Consider the following 18318-nt stretch of genomic DNA (forward strand, 5'->3'; position numbering starts at 1 on the left):
CGGCATGGTTAGATGGATTTTGGTTTGCTTGTTTATCGTCAGTGCCAATGTGATGGGCGCGGAGCCAGCCTTTGGCAAAGTGCCAGATAAAGGCGCTGGTGTACAGATAACCAATGCTGCGTCGGATCTGGCTATGACACAACCGGATGTGCAATCTCAGTCTCAGTTCACCGCGCTTAACCTGATTGCATTGTGTTTTTTGGTGTATCTTGTATGGACTGCTGCGCGTTACCTTTATATGCGTAAACGTGATGCCGATAAAACACAGGCTGAAAAGCTGAAATGGCAGGTTTATCGCAGCCTGACGACATCGCTTGACGCAAAACACTATACCATCCTCACGCGTCACCTGTATCCGGAGCCGCTGGAGGCGTTGTCTTTAGATTGTGTTGTGTTGTCACCATTTGGTGTTTTTGTGGTGGTGGTAGTTGAGCAAAGTGGGTTGATTGCGGTCGAAACGGACAGTCAGGTTTGGCCCTGCCGGTACAAGAACAAGACCCATTACCTGGCAAATCCGCTTACAGCTGCGGCACAACGAGCTGCTACACTGGCCGGGGTGTTAAATACGCCATTCGGTGTACGCTGGCTGGCGGTGTTTCCCGATGATGCAGAGTTTAGCCCAACCCGGCCGACAGATTGCTGTAAGGTCAGTGAGGTGTCGCTGGATATACTCAGGTATACCCGGTGTCAGTTTAGCCATGAGCAAGTCAGTTTATTTGAGCAGGCTGTGTTAAGCTATGGACAACGCCACAAGCGATTGAGTGCGTGAATGAAAATCTGTGCAATCTCACCGATGTATGGACTTTTGCGAATGAATAAGCGGGTTGTTCACTGCCACCAATACACATCATTTTGATTGTAAATCGCACATCAAGTCGAATTTCCTCAATCTTAGCCCTGTTGTCACCGAGGTTTGCAAGGCCAGGTGATGCCAATTAATTATTCAGATTGATATTACTACTGACATTTTTGATGCGCGGGCGTTGAAATCAGGGTACAATTGCGACTCTTTATCATTTCCCCTGCTGTATTTTATAAGGCATTAAACTGCTCGAATGACCGATCTGACAACACACCAAGCGTCTCGTAATCGACTCCTTATCGCACTTGCACTCACATGTACCTTTATGATTATTCAGGTTGTCGGTGCGTATTATGCCAATTCATTGGCTGTGCTAGCCGATGCCGGGCATTTATTTGTACACAATAGCTCTTTGCTCATTGCGCTAATCGCCTCGTCAGTCGCAATCAAGCTGGCGAAAACCTATAACGATGGATATAAAAAGGCGGAGTATACCGGTGGTCTGTTTAATGGGCTGCTGTATTTATCCATCGCTGCAATTATCTTGCTTGAAGGCGGCGATCGGCTTGGACATCATGCACAAGGGCATGACCTAAATGTGAATGCCTTTGCGATGTCGAGCATAGCCGCTGTTGGGTTCTTGTTTCATGGTGCCTCGGCCTGGGTGTTATATAAGGGCCGCAAAGATAGCATCAATGTTTATGCGGTATTTCTGCACTCCTTTTTCGATTTGCTTTCGACCATTTCTACCTTTGTTGCAGGTGTACTGATCCATCTGACCAACTGGCAGGTTATTGATATTGTCTCGAGCATGCTTATATCGGTGTTCGTGTTGTTCACCGGTGTTAAGGTGATCTATGCGTGTATCCAGGGACTGACGGAAAAAACGCAAATGCTACCGGCTGTCGAAAAACTGGAACAGCTGATCCTGTCGACTGAACACGTTGAGAGTGTTCACAACATTACCGTCACTATGTTGGATAATCAGTTAACCGTCGGGGCGCATATTGTGCTTAAACATCACTGCACGATTGAAATGCACGACGAAGCGTGTCGTCTGGAAGTAGAACGTGCTTTAATGAACACCTATGCGGTTAAACAATGCGTTTTACAAATAGAAAGCCACGATTGTCCGGATCACTAAACTTGGCAAAAGTCAGTTTTTCCTTTACTTTTTAACAGTATCAGTAAAAAAATTGCAAGCTATTCAAAATGAGCAACACAGGTTTGCGTGTTGCCGGAAATAACTTGCATAGCTGTGCGAAACTCAGGACCTGCGTAGTACTCATAAGATGAGGGGCAGGATCCTGTGGGTGTTGAGTTCAAGAGGAGCCTGAGTATTGTTCGGGAAAATAACAGCATTACCTAAGATCGCGATTGCGGTTGTGCTCGGGTTGTTAGGTGGTTTTGCTAACCTTCTGCCCCTATGGTTCCTGGATAGTTCCGAGTTTCTGCTTGGTCAGCTGTTCGTTATTCTTGCTTTGATGTCGCTGGGTTGGCGCTATGCTTTGTTGTGTGTGGCGATTGGGGCGGCCTTTATATTTTACCGCTGGGGCCATTGCTGGCCATCTACGGTGTTTTTGTTAGAGATAGTCTGGTTACAGATCTTTTGTGTCAGACCTAACAAGCCTTTATTCATGCGGGGCCTGGCATTTTGGGTGTTGTTTGGGATCCCCTTGCTCTTCCTGTTCGGCAAGTTTGCCCTTGACCTCAACTTACTGGTTATTATGACCGCGCTGGCCAAGTACTTTATCAATGCGGCTATTTGTCTGGTTATTGTCGACTTGCTGTCGTTATTTTTATTCAAGCAATTGTGGCAGGCCAAGCCACTGTATCGAATTTTGAATTATATGATCAGTCACCTCATTATTCTGGTGGTACTGGTGACAACCATTATGCTGACGAATAGCCACTATGAACGCATAGAATACGAGGTGAGAGCACAGCTGAGTGATGTTGCGAACACAACGGCGCAACGGATAGACAGCTTTCTTGGCAATCACCGCCGTGCTTTGGCAGATGCTGCGCACAACATTGAAGCGGGATTGGATCAGCAGCATACAATCACACGTTTGGTCGAATCTTATCCAAATATTCGTACTGCCATAACCGCGGATGAATCCGGGCTGGTTACCCACTTTTACCCCGATACGCTCAGAACCAGTCTGGCCGGCGAAGTCCCGGCGGTCTCAGATCGTCAGTATTTTATTCAGGCACCGTATTATCCGAATGGGTTTGTGTCGGGCATTTTCCGGGGCAGGGGATTTGGTGATGATTCGATAGTGGCTATTTCGGCGCCTATCTATGATAGGGGCAACTTTGCCGGGATTGTGGAAGGATCTGTATTTTTCAATACATTTGAGCAATTTATTCCTCGCATTTTGTCGCACCTTGGGCACCTGATGATCTTGGATAGTGAAAACAAAGTGGTATTTAGTTCTCTTAAGTCCGACTTTAATACACTTGATGAGCTGGATGAAGCGACGTTAAATTCGCTGACCAACGACGATTTAAACCTGTATGTTGGTAAGACCGAAGAGGTGTTTTACCGCCGCAGTGTGCGTTCAGAGGAATTTAGCTGGCAGGTCATCAGTCTGGTGGAGCGCAAGTATGTCAATATGGCGGTCGCATCGGCATGGGGACAGTCTTTTTTCCTCGCCCTGTTTATTATCGCACTGAGCAGTGTTTTGGTCAGCAAACTAACCCGTATGCTGATCAACCCAATGCATGACCTTAGTAGTCGGCTGAATGGGTTTGACCCGGCCAGTCGTCATGATGATTTATCCCCTCGCGAAGAAGCCACCTTTCTTGAAGTAATTACGTTACAGCAACAGTTTACTCAGCTGGCGTTTAAGCTGTCCATGAGCTTCAAGAAGTTGCAAAAAGCTAATCAGGAAAATCAGTCGCTTAATGCTCAGCTCACCAATTTTAATGCCCAATTAGAGAGCCAGGTACAGGAGAAAACAGAAGAGTTAATTGATGCGCTCGACAGGGCAAATAAAGCGAGTTCAGCAAAAAGTTTGTTTCTGGCCAATATGAGTCATGAAATACGTACTCCGCTCAATGGGATAATTGGCATGACCGCGGATATGCAGCGGCACACCCACGATACAGACGTTGCTGAGTCTTTGCAGATCATTTACCAGTCTGCGCATAACCTTCTGCTGATACTGAATGACATTCTTGATTATTCCAAAATAGAAGCGGGTGCTCTGGAGCTGGACAGGCACGATGTTGCCTTTCGTCAGATGCTACATTCGCTGACCACGTCCTTTTGCAAAACCGGCGTGAAGGCCGGTGTGACTTTTAGCTATGAGGTTAACGACACGATCCCTGAGTACCTTAAGCTGGATGAGTTGAGGGTGACGCAGATCATTAACAACTTGCTCAGTAATGCTGGCAAGTTTACCGAGCAGGGTAGTATTAAGCTCAGTGCCTGCTACGTCGACGAAGCCCTGCACATTGATATTTCGGACACCGGAGTAGGGATTGCGAAAGAGAAACAGAAGCAGCTGTTCGGAGAGTTTATTCAGGCAGATGTCTCCACAACACGTAAATATGGTGGAACAGGGCTTGGCCTGACAATATGTAAACGTCTGGCAGAGGCAATGGGTGGGACAATTAGTTTAGAGAGTGAGGCCGGCAAGGGCAGCACGTTTACGGTGATTTTGCCTGCTACTCAGGGCGAAGCACAGCAAGAAGAGAAACAGCATGTTAGCGCACCGGACCTGAGTGGTGTGAATGTTTTGCTGGTTGAAGATAACCCAATCAATCAGATTGTAGCGGCGAAATTAATGGAGCACACAGGTTGCAATCTGACTAAAGCAAATGATGGCCTGGATGCGTTGTCTGTCTTAGAGGGCAGCCATATGCCCGTTATCCTGATGGATTGTCAGATGCCGAATATGGATGGGTTTGATTGTACTCGTCGGATCCGGCAAAACCCTGACTTATACGGTACGCCCTACATCATTGCTATCACAGCAAATGCCTTTAACGAGGATAAAGTGAAATGTTTGCAGGTGGGAATGGATGACTTTGTCTCTAAGCCCATCGAGCCTGACGCATTGTATCAATGTCTGGCACGATGGCGTAGCGAATAAGTAATTAGCTCACGTTGGCCACATCAGGTGGGTATTGCTCAAACAAGCCCGCTGCACTTAAAGGTTTAGAAAAATAATATCCCTGCATGTATTCGCAGCCCAGATCGCGAAGAAAACTAAGCTGCTGGGCGGTTTCTACCCCTTCAGCGATGCATGCCATATTGAGGTTTTGTGCCAGCATATAGATGGTCTTTACGATGGAGCGATTATGGGGGTGCGTTTCCAATGTGCGGATAAAGCTCTGATCAATTTTGATAATGTCGATAGGGAAGTGACTTAGATACGTGAGCGAAGAGTAGCCTGTACCAAAATCATCCAGCAACAGTGTAAAGCCAAATTTCTTAAGCTGGGCCAGTGTTTTACTGGCTTTATGCCGGTCTGCCAGGAAGCTGGTTTCGGTGATTTCCAGCTTAAGCTGATGATTGCTCAAACCAAACTCCGCCACGATACTGTCCAAAGAGGGAGCGAGGTTATCACGCATAATATGTTGAGGTGAGAGATTCAATGACAAATAAAATGAGGCCTGTTGATGGAAAAATGGCGTAAGTTCCTCAAGAGCATTACGTAAAGCCTGCGTAGTCATTTGCTCTATCAAGCCGACTTCTTCAGCAATTGGGATAAACTCTGCAGGTGATACAGGTTTTGCTCCCAACTGCCAGCGCATTAGCAGCTCTACACCTGTTAAAGTGTGGTTGGTGGTGTTCACAATAGGCTGATAATGATTGTAAAACTGATTGTCAGCTACCGCTTCCTTTAGCGCCGCTTCTAAGCTGAGCTTTCTGCTCAGGTGCGCATTCATTTCACTGGTAAAAAACTTAAAGTTATTTCTGCCGCTTTGTTTGGCATGCAGCATTGCGATATCTGCATTTCGCAACAAGCCTTCCGCTGTTTGTTCGTCAAATGGAAAAATCGCGACGCCCACGCTGGCAGAGATGCTCATAGAGATACCATCTATTTCGTATTTATTGCATAACGAGGTGATCATCTGTTGCACCAGCTCTGTGACCTGGGCGACATCTTCGAAAGTTTTTATCAGAACAATGAACTCATCTCCACTCTGACGGCCCAGAATGCAGTGCGCGTTTAAGGTGCTGTTTATCCTTTTCGTTACGGCAATCAGGAGCTGGTCCCCTGCAGAGTGGCCGTAGGCGTCATTGATTGGTTTGAATTTGTCCAGATCGATAAACAACAATGCGCATCCGGAATGACTTTTAGTGGCATTATAAATTGCAAATTCAATATGTTGCAGCATTAAGTTGCGATTAGGTAAATCGGTCAGGGCATCAAAGTTTGCGAGATAACGTAACTCACTTTGTGCTTGCTTTTGCTGAGATAAGTCGGAACCAACGATGACTAAAAATTCTATTTCACCTTGTTCATCTGTGATGGCATTGATACTGAGCTGAACTGCACTTTGGCGCTGATCATCAAATGTCACATCAATTTCTAGTTTTATGTTCTCTTTGGGCAGGATGTTACGCAGCGCGTTAAGTAGTTTTATTAGCTGTTGTCGGCCAAGTCGCTGTTTGAGTTCGCTGAGTGTCAGTTGTTTTTGAGGCTCGTATGGGTCCAACCCCAAAGATGAAGACAAACTTTGGTTGACAGATAAAAGCTGTAGGTTGCTGTCGAGGATCAATAACCAGTCCTGGATCTGAGACAGGGCCTGGGCAAACATCGCAGCATTCAGTTGGTTTGCTTTTTGCTCAGTGATGTTACTGTAGATACCCGATGCCTTTAGTGGCGCACCTTTGGCATCCCATTCACTGACCTTGGCAATATCGTGATACCAGAGCCAGCCTTGTTGCTTTGAATAAATCCGGTAGGTGATCGAGAGCTGACTGTCGGGTGAGGCAATAAAGCGCGCCCATTGACGCTGCACCATTTCCTGATCTTGTGGATGCACTTTGTCAAAAAAAACAGTCAGACTGAGCTGTTTACTTTGGCTGGTGTCCTGGGTATTGCTGAGCAAGGTAAATTGCTGAGTCTGCATATCCATGCTCCACAGCCCGCTTTGTGTTTTCGTCAGTGCCAAATCGGTCTGGGCTTTTGCATGTACTAGCTGGTCATAGGTTTGTTGCAGAGCAAGTTGCTTGCTCTGATGCCTGCGATAGAGCATGGCCAGAAATCCAGCAATCAGCAACAGGTAACTGGTGATAGCCAACGGTGTATTCCACCAGGCATGCTTGACCTCAAAATGCAGCAGACTTTGTGCGTGTTTTGCAGCGCCACCAGGTCGAAACTCAGACAGCGTCAGAGTATATTTTCCCGGCTTTAAGGTATTAAAAAACAGATAGTTATTCTTAACATCTTTGACTTCGAGAGAAGTCGGGCCCGACAGTTGAGCCGTGATAAAATTACGCCGCACATTAAAAATGTTGAACTGACTAAATTCAAAGCGAAACCCCATGTCGTCATATTCAAACTGCAAAGTCTGTGCTTCGAGTTGAGCAGGTGAGGCGAGTATGGGCCTGGACATTAATTGCACACCGGAGAAGGCAAGTTGCTCTGTTTCTGCTGGCACAGTAAAGGCACTTGGGTCAAACTTTATCGCGCCGTTGGGGGTACCAAACAGTATTTCCCCTGAATGCAAAGGCTGACTGGCTCCGAGGTTAAATTCGTTGGTAACCAACCCATTGCGATGATCATAATGATCGAGCTGTAGTGTTTCTAAACTGAGTTTATAAAGGCCATTTTGGCTACTTATCCAAAGATGGTTATGTAGATCACGTTCCAGTTCGTAAAGGGTGTTGGTGCCAAGTCCCTGCTCCTTTGTGATATGTATGATGCGCTGGAAACTGTGTGTTTCGAGTGCAATGAGCCCCATTGTGTTGGTTGCCAGCCAAAGTCGGCCCTGGCCATCCTTCATCCAGTCATTCACGATAGGGTAGGCGCTATCAGGGGCGGCTTCTGCTTGCCACAAAATATTGACCTGGTGGCTCAGGCGATCGTAACTCACAAGCGCGTTGGCGGTGCTGAATAATAACTCATTGGGCTTTTCAGGTCTGGCTTGCAGAAATAATAGAGCTTGCAGGTCATTTAGCTGTGTTTCCAGCTCACTTAATGTGGTAACCGTTTGTAAGGCAATGTCATAAAGGTAAATATTATGGTGCGTATGGAACAAGAGGGTGCGCTGATCTACCAGCATAGAGCCGACTAAATGGTCTTCGCCCGTCATGGCAACGGTCGCGTTGGTGACTTTGAGCTCAGAGGCTTCTCCGGTTGAGATGTCAAACTGTTTTAGCCCGGCTTTGGTATCAAGCAGGAGCATATTGTCAGTCAGATAGGGGGAGCTATAGATGTTATAGACAGCGTGGCTGCCATACGCCGGTTTGTGGCTTTGGTTACGAAAATAACTCTGTTGAAGGGTTGCCTTTTGGCCGGCAGAAAAACGGTGTAATCCATCATCGCTGCCAAGCCAAAGTGTGCCATCGTTTTTTTGATGCACAGCCCAGATATTGTTATTAAAGTTATTGTTATGGGAGGCCAGCAGTTTAAATCGGTACGCTGAAGTTGGCCAAACAAATGTCCCATTATTATTGGACCCCATCCACAGGTTTGCATGCTTGTCTAATAACATGACAGGAATGGTATTTTGCGGTGTCAAATAGCGGCTTTCGCTGAATGAAAATAGCTTACTGGCGCTATGATTACGGCGGTCGAGCAGATATAGACCCGAATCAGTGGCCAGGTATTCTCCATATGGCCCGATTTCATGGGCCCAGATATTGAGTTGAGAAACTAGTTCATAAGCCTGCAGGTCCGATAGCTGACTGGCATCACCTGGAATGACAAACAAGCCTTCTACTGTGCCCACCAGTAGCCCCAACGCCGGGTCTGGTTTGAGCAGTTTTACATTATTATTGAGTGCAGATTTGTCTACTGAGCCCTGGTGATTTAGTGAGCTGAGTTGCTCATTTTTGAATTGAAACAGTCCAGACTCAGAACCAATGAGCAAAGTATCCTGCCACGCCAGCATGGTGCGGACATAGGCATTACGTGGCAGAGTGAGCAAACGTTCCGACGCAAGTGTCTGTGCATCGACGCTGTATAGTACGTTTTCAATTGCAATCACGTATTGATCTTGATACTGCACAATGGCATTCACCGCAGCATCTGGCGCTATGCCCTGACGTCCTCCCTGGTCAAACAATTTCACCAGCGATAAAGTACGGGTGTTTAGCAGAAATGCGCCTGATTGTACTGTTGATATAAATAGTTGATCATTGTCTAGCAGTTGGAGCAGCAAAATGTCACTGCCTGAGAACAGTGCCTGTCCCTTGAAGGGACTAAATTGGTTACCGTCATGTCGATTTAAGCCCTGATGGGTCGCGATCCAGATGTATCCCTGCTTGTCCTGTACCAACGCGGTGACACTCGACTGAGAAAGTCCTTCCTGTGTCGACAAGCGGCTGATCTGATTTGCATAATAAGGATCTGCAATCACCAGGTGGTGATATATCATTAAAAAAGACAATAAAGCTGCTTGTAGCCAGTTGTTCATTCACACGTTCCCAGGCGCACAACAGTGAACAGTCCTTTTACGCTTTTGTGCTGTCATATTCGCTGAGGCATACATTGCTCAGATTATGCTAATTATACCAAGTTATAGGCTGAGCTGAACGAGAATTCGTAAAAATGACTCAGCTGGCCAATTTTTAGGTAAAAAACGCTAGTTTAGGTAAAACCTAAGCCGTTGAACTAAAAGGTGTATCAAAAACACAATCAATGCAACTACGAATTATTCTCATTATTTCTGTTTTTGTTGTTGATAACCATTTTTGTTTAGATTAAACTTATCCGCAGTTAAGGTTATTGAGAATGGTTTTCAGTTATGTATATCTGCATTTGCCACGGTGTGACGGACAAAAAAATCGCCGAATCTATAGATGATGGCGCAAGGTCTATGCGCGATTTGAGCAAAGAGTTAGGTGTGGGATCTCAGTGTGGTAAGTGTTGTAACTGCGCTAAGAAAATACTGAACGAAAAGCTAATCGACATCGTGGATGTGACTGAGCAAGTTGCCTGATCAAATTTTCGTTCAAACCATTTTCTCAAAAAAGGGCTTTAAAGCCCTTTTTTAGTATTACATCTGCGTCTGCAGGTAGTTTTCGATACCGGTGACTTTGATAAGGTGTTGCTGGGTCTCAAGCCAGTCGATTTGTTCTTCCTGTTCATTGAGGATATTGTCGAGCGCTTCACGACTAATGTAGTCCTGTTTTTCTTCACACAATGCAATCGCGTCAACCAGATCTCCCAAGGACGCTTGCTCAAATGCCATATTGGCCGCAATCATTTCCTCGCTGTTTTCACCAATTTTGAGTCGCCCCAGGTCCTGGAGGTTAGGCAAACCTTCCAGAAACAGAATTCGCTCAATCAGGCGATCCGCATTCTTCATTTTTTGGATAGAGGTTTTGTAATCCGCCTTATCCAGCTGGGTAAAACCAAAATCCTTAAACATACGGGCATGCAGGAAATACTGGTTAATACCAACCAGCTCATTTGCAAGTACGGTGTTCAGTGCCGTTATTACCGCTTTGTCGCCTTTCATAATGATTCCTTACGCCAGCTGAGATTGCAGATAGTTTTGGATACCGATTTTGTCGATAAGACCGATTTGCTGTTCTAGCCAGTAAACATGGTCTTCTTCGGTATCAAACAGCAGCTTTTCGAGGACAGCACGTGATTGGTAGTCCTGCTCCTGTTCACAGATCTTAATGGCCTGTTTAACGCTTTCTACTACTTCCAGTTCTAGCTTAAGATCGTTTTCCATCATGGATTTTACGTCGCTACCTATAAGCAGATCGCGGCGTTTAGTCATGTTAGGGACACCTTCAAGGAACAAGATACGCTTGATTAACCAGTCTGCGTGTGTGGTTTCTTCTTCCATTTCGTGATTAAGACGCTCATAAAGTTTGTTCAAACCCCAGTCGTCATACATGCGGGAATGAATAAAGTACTGATCAATGGCTGCGAGCTCATTAGCCAGTAGTGCGTTAAATGCATCAATTACCTGTTGCTTGCCTTGCATAAGTGTCACCTCAATTCGTTCTAAATTGACGCCAGTGTACGTGTATATAATTTCATGTCAATAAAAAATCTATATAAATCAACATATTAACAACTGATTATTATTCTCATTTCAGTTCAGTTTTTGGACTTTAAATAGCAATCAGGTGCAATAGCCCAGTGGGCTGGTCGTGCCATAGTGAGTTTTCGTAACAGGGCTGGGAGATTTTGTATCCGGTCATCTCTACTCATGTGACGCTAATGCGCGCATAATAGAGGTATAGCCCGCAGGTATTTTTTATAGGGTTCCGAAAATGGCCAGTACCTTTGCAACACTGGTTTTACACTGAGTCTGAGTCACACAGAAGAGTTGATATATGTTTTCCTCAGAAGTTTGTGCCAGAGCACGACAGAGCCGGGATCCTCGGTTTGATGGTTTATTTTATGTTGCGGTGAAGAGCACAGGTATATATTGTCGTCCGATATGTCCGGCGCCGGCGGCAAAAGAGCATAATGTGCAGTATTATCAGCATGCGCATTGTGCTGCACAAGCCGGTTTTAGACCTTGCATTCGTTGTCGACCAGACAGTGCGCCTGGTAGTTATGCCTGGCTGGGTACTCAAACCACGGCAGTCAGAGCGAAAAGGTTAATTGATGGTGGTTTTCTGGGCAGTGCAAGTGTAACTCAATTGGCAGACAAATTGGGGATCACGACACGATATCTGACCAAACTGTTTCAACAATATTATGGTATAGCGCCAAAAAAATATGCGCTGTTTAAACAGTGTGACTTGGCAAAGCAGCTGTTGCAGCAAACAGCCTTACCGGTTACTCAGGTCGCGTATGCTTGCGGGTTTAATTCTCAGCGTCGCTTTAACGACGCATTTAGTCGGCTCTATCAGATTACGCCATCGAGCTTACGTCACGGTGCTGAAGTGAGTCAGCAGATTGAATTAATGATGGCCTTTCGTCCCCCTTACAATTGGCAGGCGATGTGCGAATTTTTGGCGCATCGTTTGGTAACGCCTCTGGAGTGGTTAGATGACACATCTTACGGACGTAATTTTAGATTGGGCGATTATCAAGGTTGCTTTACTGCGCATTATGAGGAGTCTCAGAACCGCTTCAGAGTAACGATTGAGATCAGCGATCTTAAAGGGTTACCTTTGGTGGTGAATAATATCCGCCGGGTATTGGATTTAGATGCGGACTCCGCGTTTATCAACACGCATTTACAGCAACATTGTAGTGACATTACGCTTCAGGACGGGCTGAGATTACCCGGGATCTGGACTCCTTTCGAAGCGGGAATACGCGCTGTTTTAGGGCAGCAAATTAGTGTTACGGCTGCCAGAAACCTAATGATCCAGTTAGTTGAACAGCTGGGAGAAAAGCAGAAAAATGGCACGTATCAATTTCCCTCAGCAAACGTTATTGCGTCATCTGACCTGTCATTTTTTAAAATGCCTGAACGCCGTAAGCAGGCAATAATAGCCTTGGCGCAGCATCATGTGGACGATCCAGAATGCACACCAGAATCCTGGCTGGCAATTAAAGGAATAGGTCCCTGGACTGTGGACTATGCAAGCATGCGGGGGCTGAGTGCGCCGGATATTTATTTGGGCGGGGATCTCGGAGTGCAAAAAGCCATCGATAAGGTCGGGCAGATAGATGAGCCTGGCTGTGCCCCATTTAGAAGCTATCTGACTTTTCAGCTATGGCAGCAAATAAAATAATACCAATTTCACTTAATACATGTTCTATTTGAAGGAGCAAATATGACGCTAACTGCGTTAAAAATTTCTCATTTAGAATAACTAAATAGCGAAATTTTTGCCTGGTTATCGACCCTATTTTCTCGCCTCAAAATAAAACACTTAATTAAGTAAATTGGTATAACGACACGTTTGTTCAGGGAGTAATTTATGACTATTCAAACCTATCTGGCCAGTCCGGTTGGCGATATTACTTTACAGGCAACTGATAAGGGGCTGAGTTATGTTGGCTTCGCGCCTAAATCTGTGTACTCAGAGGGGACCAATGAGCATCTTAAACGCGCCTGCACTCAGTTAACCGAGTATTTTGTAGGGCAACGGAGTGAGTTTGATGTTGCTCTGGACACCCAGGGCACGCCTTTTCAACAAGCGGTGTGGCAACTGCTGCGACAAATCCCTTATGGCGAAACAAATACCTATGGTTGGATGGCAAACAGGCTGGACAATCCAAAAGCGGTCCGCGCTGTTGGGGCAGCCAATGGTAAAAACCCAATCAGCATTATCGTTCCGTGTCATCGCATTATTGGTGCAAACGGCAAGTTGACCGGATATGCTGGCGGATTGGAACGTAAATCCTGGCTTTTAGCCCACGAAGGGATAAAAATTACCCAGTAATGTAGACTGTTCATAGCCAAGCTTTAAGGTGAGTTATATACTAAGAGAAAGCCCGACCTAAAGTCCTGTTTTAATGCGATTGACTGTAATGTCGTTGATATTTTTGTTTGTTTGCTGCCAGGCCGCTGCGAAAGTATCCATCAGACTGTGTTACGAAGATAAACATATTCCGCCATTTTTTCTGGGTAACGGGTTTGACGTGCCGCAGGAAAACCCGGGCGCAACCATTGAGATACTCAGACACCTTGAAACCCAAGTGGATGGCGTACAGTTTCAGTTTGTACGCAAGCCCTGGCAACGATGTTTGTACGAGATAAAACGTAATCGCGTTGATGCTGTGATTGCCAGTTACCGACAAGCGCGGCAAGCCTTTTTGTCCTATCCACTTAATGAGGACGGCTCCCCCGACACACTGAGCTCTATCAGCCGACTCGGTACTTGTCTGGTCGGCATGACACAACTAAAAACCGCCATTCACGAACGTAGTTACCCCATCAATCTGGCTGTGCCAAGAGGGTATTCAGTTGCTGACGCTGTCGGTAGCGATAAATACACTATCCTGAACACAGATTCACAAAGCGATGCGTTTGAATTAGTACTCAAGGGCAAGGTACATGGCACATTTGGCTTGTGTCAGGTCGATGGTAAAGCGGTCGAAGCCTTTCCTTATCGAAAGCAGCTAGCTGCGGTTTATCCGCCGCTCGATATTAGCTTTGGTTATCTGACGTTTTCGAAGCAATTTAAAGCGCTGCATGCGCCAACAGCGCAAGCGTTATGGTCTACGTTGAGTACCTCTGAACTGCACCATATCTACATTGCTTACATTAATCGCCAAAGCTATCCAGGTGATACGCAGGACAGCAGTCGAACCCCCACAAAAGTACCATGGCAGGTATTTGACTAGGCTGGCTTAATTGTCAGAGTTTGGGTAGACTATCGCGAATTTTTTAGCGGCAGATACGAGCATATGGCGCAACTCTATTTTTATTATTCGGCGATGAACGCCGGAAAATCCACCACATTATTGCAATCTGCATTTAATTATCGTGAGCGGGGTATGAATCCGTTTATCCTGACTGCCGCACTCGATGACCGTGCTGGCGTTGGCAAGGTTGCCTCTCGTATCGGGCTTGAAGCAGATGCACATACTTACGAGCCAGCAACGGATCTGTTGCACCTAATCAATCAGTCGCATGATAAGCAAGCGCTGGATTGTATTTTGGTCGACGAGAGCCAGTTTTTGAATAAACAGCAAGTCTCTCAGTTAACCGATGTGGTTGATTTACTGGGGATCCCGGTCTTGTGCTACGGGCTCAGAACCGATTTCCGTGGAGAGCTGTTCGAAGGTGCCCAGTATTTGCTGGCCTGGGCAGACAAACTGATCGAACTGAAAACGGTCTGCCATTGTGGTCGCAAGGCGAACCACGTTCTGCGACTGGATGCGGCTGGAAATGCAATTGCTGATGGTGCCCAGGTTGAGATTGGCGGAAATGACCGTTATGTGTCGGTCTGTAGAAAGCACTATAAGGCTGAGCTCAATAGACTTTGAGCTCACACTTAGTTAAAAACACCAGGCGATAAAGCGGCTGACTTTTTGACCCTGTTGCATATCAATGACTTTTACTTCACTTGCTTTGACCGCTTGCAGGGCTTTTTTCAAGGCCGGCAGATTGTCTTTTTTCGATACGAGTGAAGTGAACCAGCCAACCTGATCTGCAAAATCCTGACTTTCGTGGATCATGGACTTAATGAACGTCAGTTCACCGCCCGGACACCATAGCTCTGGTGCATGGCCACCAAAATTCAGTTGCCCGGGTTTTTGAGATTTGCCCAGATTACGCCATTTTCGCGCTGTTCCTGCTTGGGCTGCCTGCTCACTTTCATGGAAGGGCGGATTGCACATCGTCAGATGGTAGGTTTCTTTCGCGTTAATGATCCCGTGAAAAATGGCCTGCTGATCTTTTTGCTGCTTTATTTTAATCCCCAGTCCATTCGCTTTCGCGATGGTTTGTGCCACCGAAACGGCCATAGGGTTGATGTCAGAGCCGGTAAACTGCCAGCCATATTCAGCCTGACCAATCAGCGGGTAAATCAGGTTCGCACCAGTACCAATATCGAGACAGCGGATCTGCTTCCCTGTTGGGATTTCGCCCTGATTGTCATCGGCCAGTAGATCTGCCAGCGCATGAATATAATCAGCCCGGCCTGGGACGGGCGGGCACAAAAAAGGTTCTGGCAGTTGCCAGAGTTTGACCCCATAGTCGCTGGCAAGCAGTGCCTGATTCAATGCAACCACTGCAATGCGATCGCTAAAGTCTATGGTGTTGTCACCATGCGGGTTGTTGCGCAGGTGTTGCGTGAGTGCCGGATTGACCTGGCAAAGACGGGCGAAGTCATAGCCCTGTTGGTGTTTATTTCTGGGGTGCATTAAATAATTGTTTTCTTACTTTATTGATACACCATTATATCGAAATTATGTGTTTTGCGCTGCCTCTTTCCCTGCAAAGACCGAATGAGCCCGCTTGCGATGTTAAAATGCCGTTGGTACGATGAGTTTAAAAAATGACGTAAAAATCTGACATGATCATACAAAACTCGCTTTATGTGCCAGTTGGGGAAGGGTATCAGCTGCATCTTCGCCATATTTATCAGCAACAGAAAATGGGCCCTGCAGTGCTGCTTATCCATGGTGCAGTTGAAAATGGTAAAATCTTTTATACTCAGAGCAATAAAGGCCTTGCCCCCTTTCTGGCCGAACAGGGCTATCAGTGTTTTGTGGCGGATTTACGAGGCAGAGGGGGAAGTAAACCTGCCATCAGCAAAGGGGATAAACACGGTCAGACGGAATCAATTGTTGAAGATATTCCCGCAATTCTGGCGCACATCACGGCAATGACCGGTAAACGGCCTCAGTTCTGGGTAGCGCATTCCTGGGGTGGGGTGTTATTGAATAGTGTTCTGGCCAGGTTTCCTGAAGAGATTGAACATATCAATGCGTGTGTTTACTTTGGCACAAAAAGGAGCCTCTATAATCGACACCCGGAAAAGCTGCTAAAGGCCAATCTGATCTGGTATACGCTCGCATTCTGGCAGGTGAGGAAGCATGGCTACCTGCCTGCTCGTCAGCTTAAATGGGGCTCTGATAATGAAACGCGTAAATCTCATGCACAGAGTGTGCAGTGGGCGAAACGCCGACCCTGGGTAGACAGCGACGACGGCTTTGATTACGCTGCGGCATTAAAAAACAAGGCACTGCCACCGACTTTACATATCGCGGGGGTCAAAGACAAAGCACTGGCACAGCCGGTAGACATCAGGCAGTTTATGGCTGAGTCGGGCACAGGCATTATGGAAATAACTGTATATGGCCGGCGCTATGGTCATCAGCATGATTACGATCATATCAATATGCTAACGCACAGCGCCGCGCGCCACGACCAGTTCTCCGATCTACTGGCCTGGTTCGAACGTTACGGACAGACCTGATTAGTGCGGGTCGGGCAGAGCCAGTTCTTTCTTCATCTGTGCCTCGAACTTTTTCCAGTTCACCAGGGGCGCCGTATTCAGCGGCTTGCGCACCTGAGCTTTACTCAGTGTTGACACGACCTTGTGGCTTTTATAGAACTCCATGCATTCAGGCTCGTACTTTTGATACATAAAGTTAAGTGCTTTGCGGATCTCCCGCTCTGGTTCCTCAAGCAGCTTTTCGTAGCTCATAGTGTGGATGTTGCGTGGGAGCATCGTCTTAAAGTGCGTCATCACGTCATCGGTCAAATCGCTGTATAACTGATACTCTTGTAAAGAGCAGAAGTAAGGCTCATCTTCTGCAAAATGATTGCTATACACTGACCAGGCATTTGGCATAAAGTCCCGGGTCATGTGGATAAAGCGGGCATCCGGGAACATTTTGTAGATCAGGCCAATATTCTGGAAATTGGCAGGCAATTTGTTGATCACGGCTTCTTCTGCTACTCGATGGCGTTTTATTTCATCGACGTATAAATTACGGCAATGGTCGAGCATCGAGGTACTCAGTGTTTTGGTGCAATCCGGAAAGGGCGCTTCGTTGCGCATGCTCAGGTAAGGCACAATATCGTCACTAATGACCGTACTTTCACCCATAGAGCCTACCTGAGAGTGCTGGATCAGCATCTGCTCCAGCAAAGTGGAGCCCGTGCGAGGTAGGCCAACAATAAAGACGGGGGTAAACGTGGCCCTGACTTTATCTGGCGGTCTTGAAAAAAAAGCCTCATCAAAACTGCTTTTTAAATACTCAAAAAAGGGCTGCATGGCTGAGGTGTGAAAGTCACAGAGTGCATGCTGGGCCGCATTGGCTTGCTGGTAATGTGCAAAAGCCGCATCAATGTCTGTCAGCTTTTCATAAGCATGTGCTTTAGCGTAATGAATCACAATGTGTATTCTGGGGTTATCCAGGTCTGCATCGAGTGTATCGAGCAGTGCTAAATACTCGGTTAGTTTTTCGCCTTCTGTGAGTTTGATTAACTCGTGGAGCATAAAAACCGTAATGGCGGAATGAGGGCAAGATAGGCCAGCATCAAACACATTTCGTGCATTGTCGATAAATCCATAGTCGAGATAAAACTGCCCTAAATGATAGTGAGCCTGGGCATTATGCCTGGCAACACTCAGGGTGTATTCGAGTACTGTTTTTGCATCAACGGGTGAGCCAACCGCGACAAACGCATCAGCCAGTGCATAGAGCGGGTCGAGCATTTTAGGCAAGTGTTCGCAGGCGCGTTTCAGATAGTAGATGGCGTTATCGTATTGTTCGAGCCGCATACAGATCCTGCCAAGACCAAACAGGGCCTTGCCGTTTTTTGGATTCTGTTTAAGCACTTGTTTGAACATAAATTCGGCTTCGCGAAGCCGGTTTTCTTCGAGTAATTCAGAGGCTCTTTCTAGCAGTAACATGTGGTTATAAATAGTTTTTTATACATGATAGAAATAAAAAGGGGAAATAGCTATAGCTACTTCCCCCTTTGTTTCTGGGTTACAG

General features: G+C 46.4%; 14 protein-coding genes. 9 read left to right on the top strand and 5 right to left on the bottom strand.

Annotation, left to right across the window (positions count from 1 at the left end; translation table 11 throughout):
* Window positions 1–4 precede the first annotated feature (4 nt).
* The 3 genes from PRUB_RS25345 to PRUB_RS25355 all read left to right on the top strand — a co-directional run bounded on the left by PRUB_RS25345 (window position 5) and on the right by PRUB_RS25355 (window position 4905).
* Entirely contained in the window at window positions 5–769 is a 765-nt protein-coding gene (locus PRUB_RS25345) for an NERD domain-containing protein (RefSeq protein WP_010380962.1), read from the top strand.
* A gap of 286 nt (window positions 770–1055) precedes the next feature.
* Window positions 1056–1946 (top strand): cation diffusion facilitator family transporter, encoded by an 891-nt coding sequence (locus PRUB_RS25350; RefSeq protein ID WP_010380964.1) that lies wholly within the window; start codon window positions 1056–1058, stop codon window positions 1944–1946.
* 196 nt (window positions 1947–2142) lie between these two features.
* On the top strand, window positions 2143–4905 hold the full coding sequence (locus tag PRUB_RS25355; RefSeq protein WP_010380968.1) for an ATP-binding protein: 2763 nt from the start codon (window positions 2143–2145) through the stop codon (window positions 4903–4905).
* 4 nt (window positions 4906–4909) lie between these two features.
* Here the strand turns inward: PRUB_RS25355 and PRUB_RS25360 are convergent, their stop codons facing one another.
* Entirely contained in the window at window positions 4910–9406 is a 4497-nt protein-coding gene (locus PRUB_RS25360) for an EAL domain-containing protein (protein ID WP_010380971.1), read from the bottom strand.
* Between the two features lie 330 nt (window positions 9407–9736).
* Between PRUB_RS25360 and PRUB_RS25365 the strand changes: the two genes are divergently transcribed.
* On the top strand, window positions 9737–9931 hold the full coding sequence (locus PRUB_RS25365) for a (2Fe-2S)-binding protein (RefSeq protein ID WP_010380974.1): 195 nt from the start codon (window positions 9737–9739) through the stop codon (window positions 9929–9931).
* Between the two features lie 57 nt (window positions 9932–9988).
* Here the strand turns inward: PRUB_RS25365 and bfr (PRUB_RS25370) are convergent, their stop codons facing one another.
* Entirely contained in the window at window positions 9989–10453 is a 465-nt protein-coding gene (bfr, locus tag PRUB_RS25370; protein WP_010380977.1) for a bacterioferritin, read from the bottom strand.
* A 9-nt stretch (window positions 10454–10462) separates the two neighbouring features.
* The gene (gene bfr / locus PRUB_RS25375; protein WP_010380979.1) at window positions 10463–10933 is read right to left on the bottom strand and encodes a bacterioferritin; all 471 of its coding nucleotides are present in this window, start codon (window positions 10931–10933) and stop codon (window positions 10463–10465) included.
* Window positions 10934–11288: 355 nt separating this feature from the next.
* Here bfr (PRUB_RS25375) and PRUB_RS25380 point away from each other — a divergent pair, with 355 nt between their 5' ends.
* The 4 genes from PRUB_RS25380 to PRUB_RS25395 all read left to right on the top strand — a co-directional run bounded on the left by PRUB_RS25380 (window position 11289) and on the right by PRUB_RS25395 (window position 14850).
* Complete coding sequence (locus tag PRUB_RS25380) at window positions 11289–12647, top strand: AlkA N-terminal domain-containing protein (protein ID WP_010380980.1); 1359 nt, start codon at window positions 11289–11291, stop codon at window positions 12645–12647.
* Window positions 12648–12836: 189 nt separating this feature from the next.
* Window positions 12837–13301, top strand: a complete 465-nt coding sequence (locus tag PRUB_RS25385) for a methylated-DNA--[protein]-cysteine S-methyltransferase (RefSeq protein ID WP_010380981.1) — start codon at window positions 12837–12839, stop codon at window positions 13299–13301.
* Window positions 13302–13374: 73 nt separating this feature from the next.
* Entirely contained in the window at window positions 13375–14205 is an 831-nt protein-coding gene (locus tag PRUB_RS25390) for a type 2 periplasmic-binding domain-containing protein (RefSeq protein ID WP_052026474.1), read from the top strand.
* 63 nt (window positions 14206–14268) lie between these two features.
* Window positions 14269–14850 carry a thymidine kinase gene (locus PRUB_RS25395; RefSeq protein WP_010380985.1) on the top strand — a complete coding sequence of 194 codons (582 nt, stop codon included), beginning with the start codon at window positions 14269–14271 and terminating at the stop codon, window positions 14848–14850.
* A 12-nt stretch (window positions 14851–14862) separates the two neighbouring features.
* Here PRUB_RS25395 and rlmF read toward each other — a convergent pair whose 3' ends face one another.
* The gene (gene rlmF / locus PRUB_RS25400) at window positions 14863–15729 is read right to left on the bottom strand and encodes a 23S rRNA (adenine(1618)-N(6))-methyltransferase RlmF (RefSeq protein ID WP_010380988.1); all 867 of its coding nucleotides are present in this window, start codon (window positions 15727–15729) and stop codon (window positions 14863–14865) included.
* A gap of 152 nt (window positions 15730–15881) precedes the next feature.
* Here rlmF and PRUB_RS25405 point away from each other — a divergent pair, with 152 nt between their 5' ends.
* Window positions 15882–16787 (top strand): alpha/beta fold hydrolase, encoded by a 906-nt coding sequence (locus PRUB_RS25405; protein WP_010380990.1) that lies wholly within the window; start codon window positions 15882–15884, stop codon window positions 16785–16787.
* On the opposite strand, the gene PRUB_RS25410 is transcribed toward PRUB_RS25405, so the two are convergent.
* The gene (locus PRUB_RS25410) at window positions 16788–18233 is read right to left on the bottom strand and encodes a tetratricopeptide repeat-containing sulfotransferase family protein (protein WP_010380991.1); all 1446 of its coding nucleotides are present in this window, start codon (window positions 18231–18233) and stop codon (window positions 16788–16790) included.
* Between the last annotated feature and the right edge of the window lie 85 nt (window positions 18234–18318).

This window comes from Pseudoalteromonas rubra (assembly GCF_000238295.3).
In the GTDB taxonomy this organism is placed as follows: Bacteria; Pseudomonadota; Gammaproteobacteria; order Enterobacterales; family Alteromonadaceae; genus Pseudoalteromonas; species Pseudoalteromonas rubra.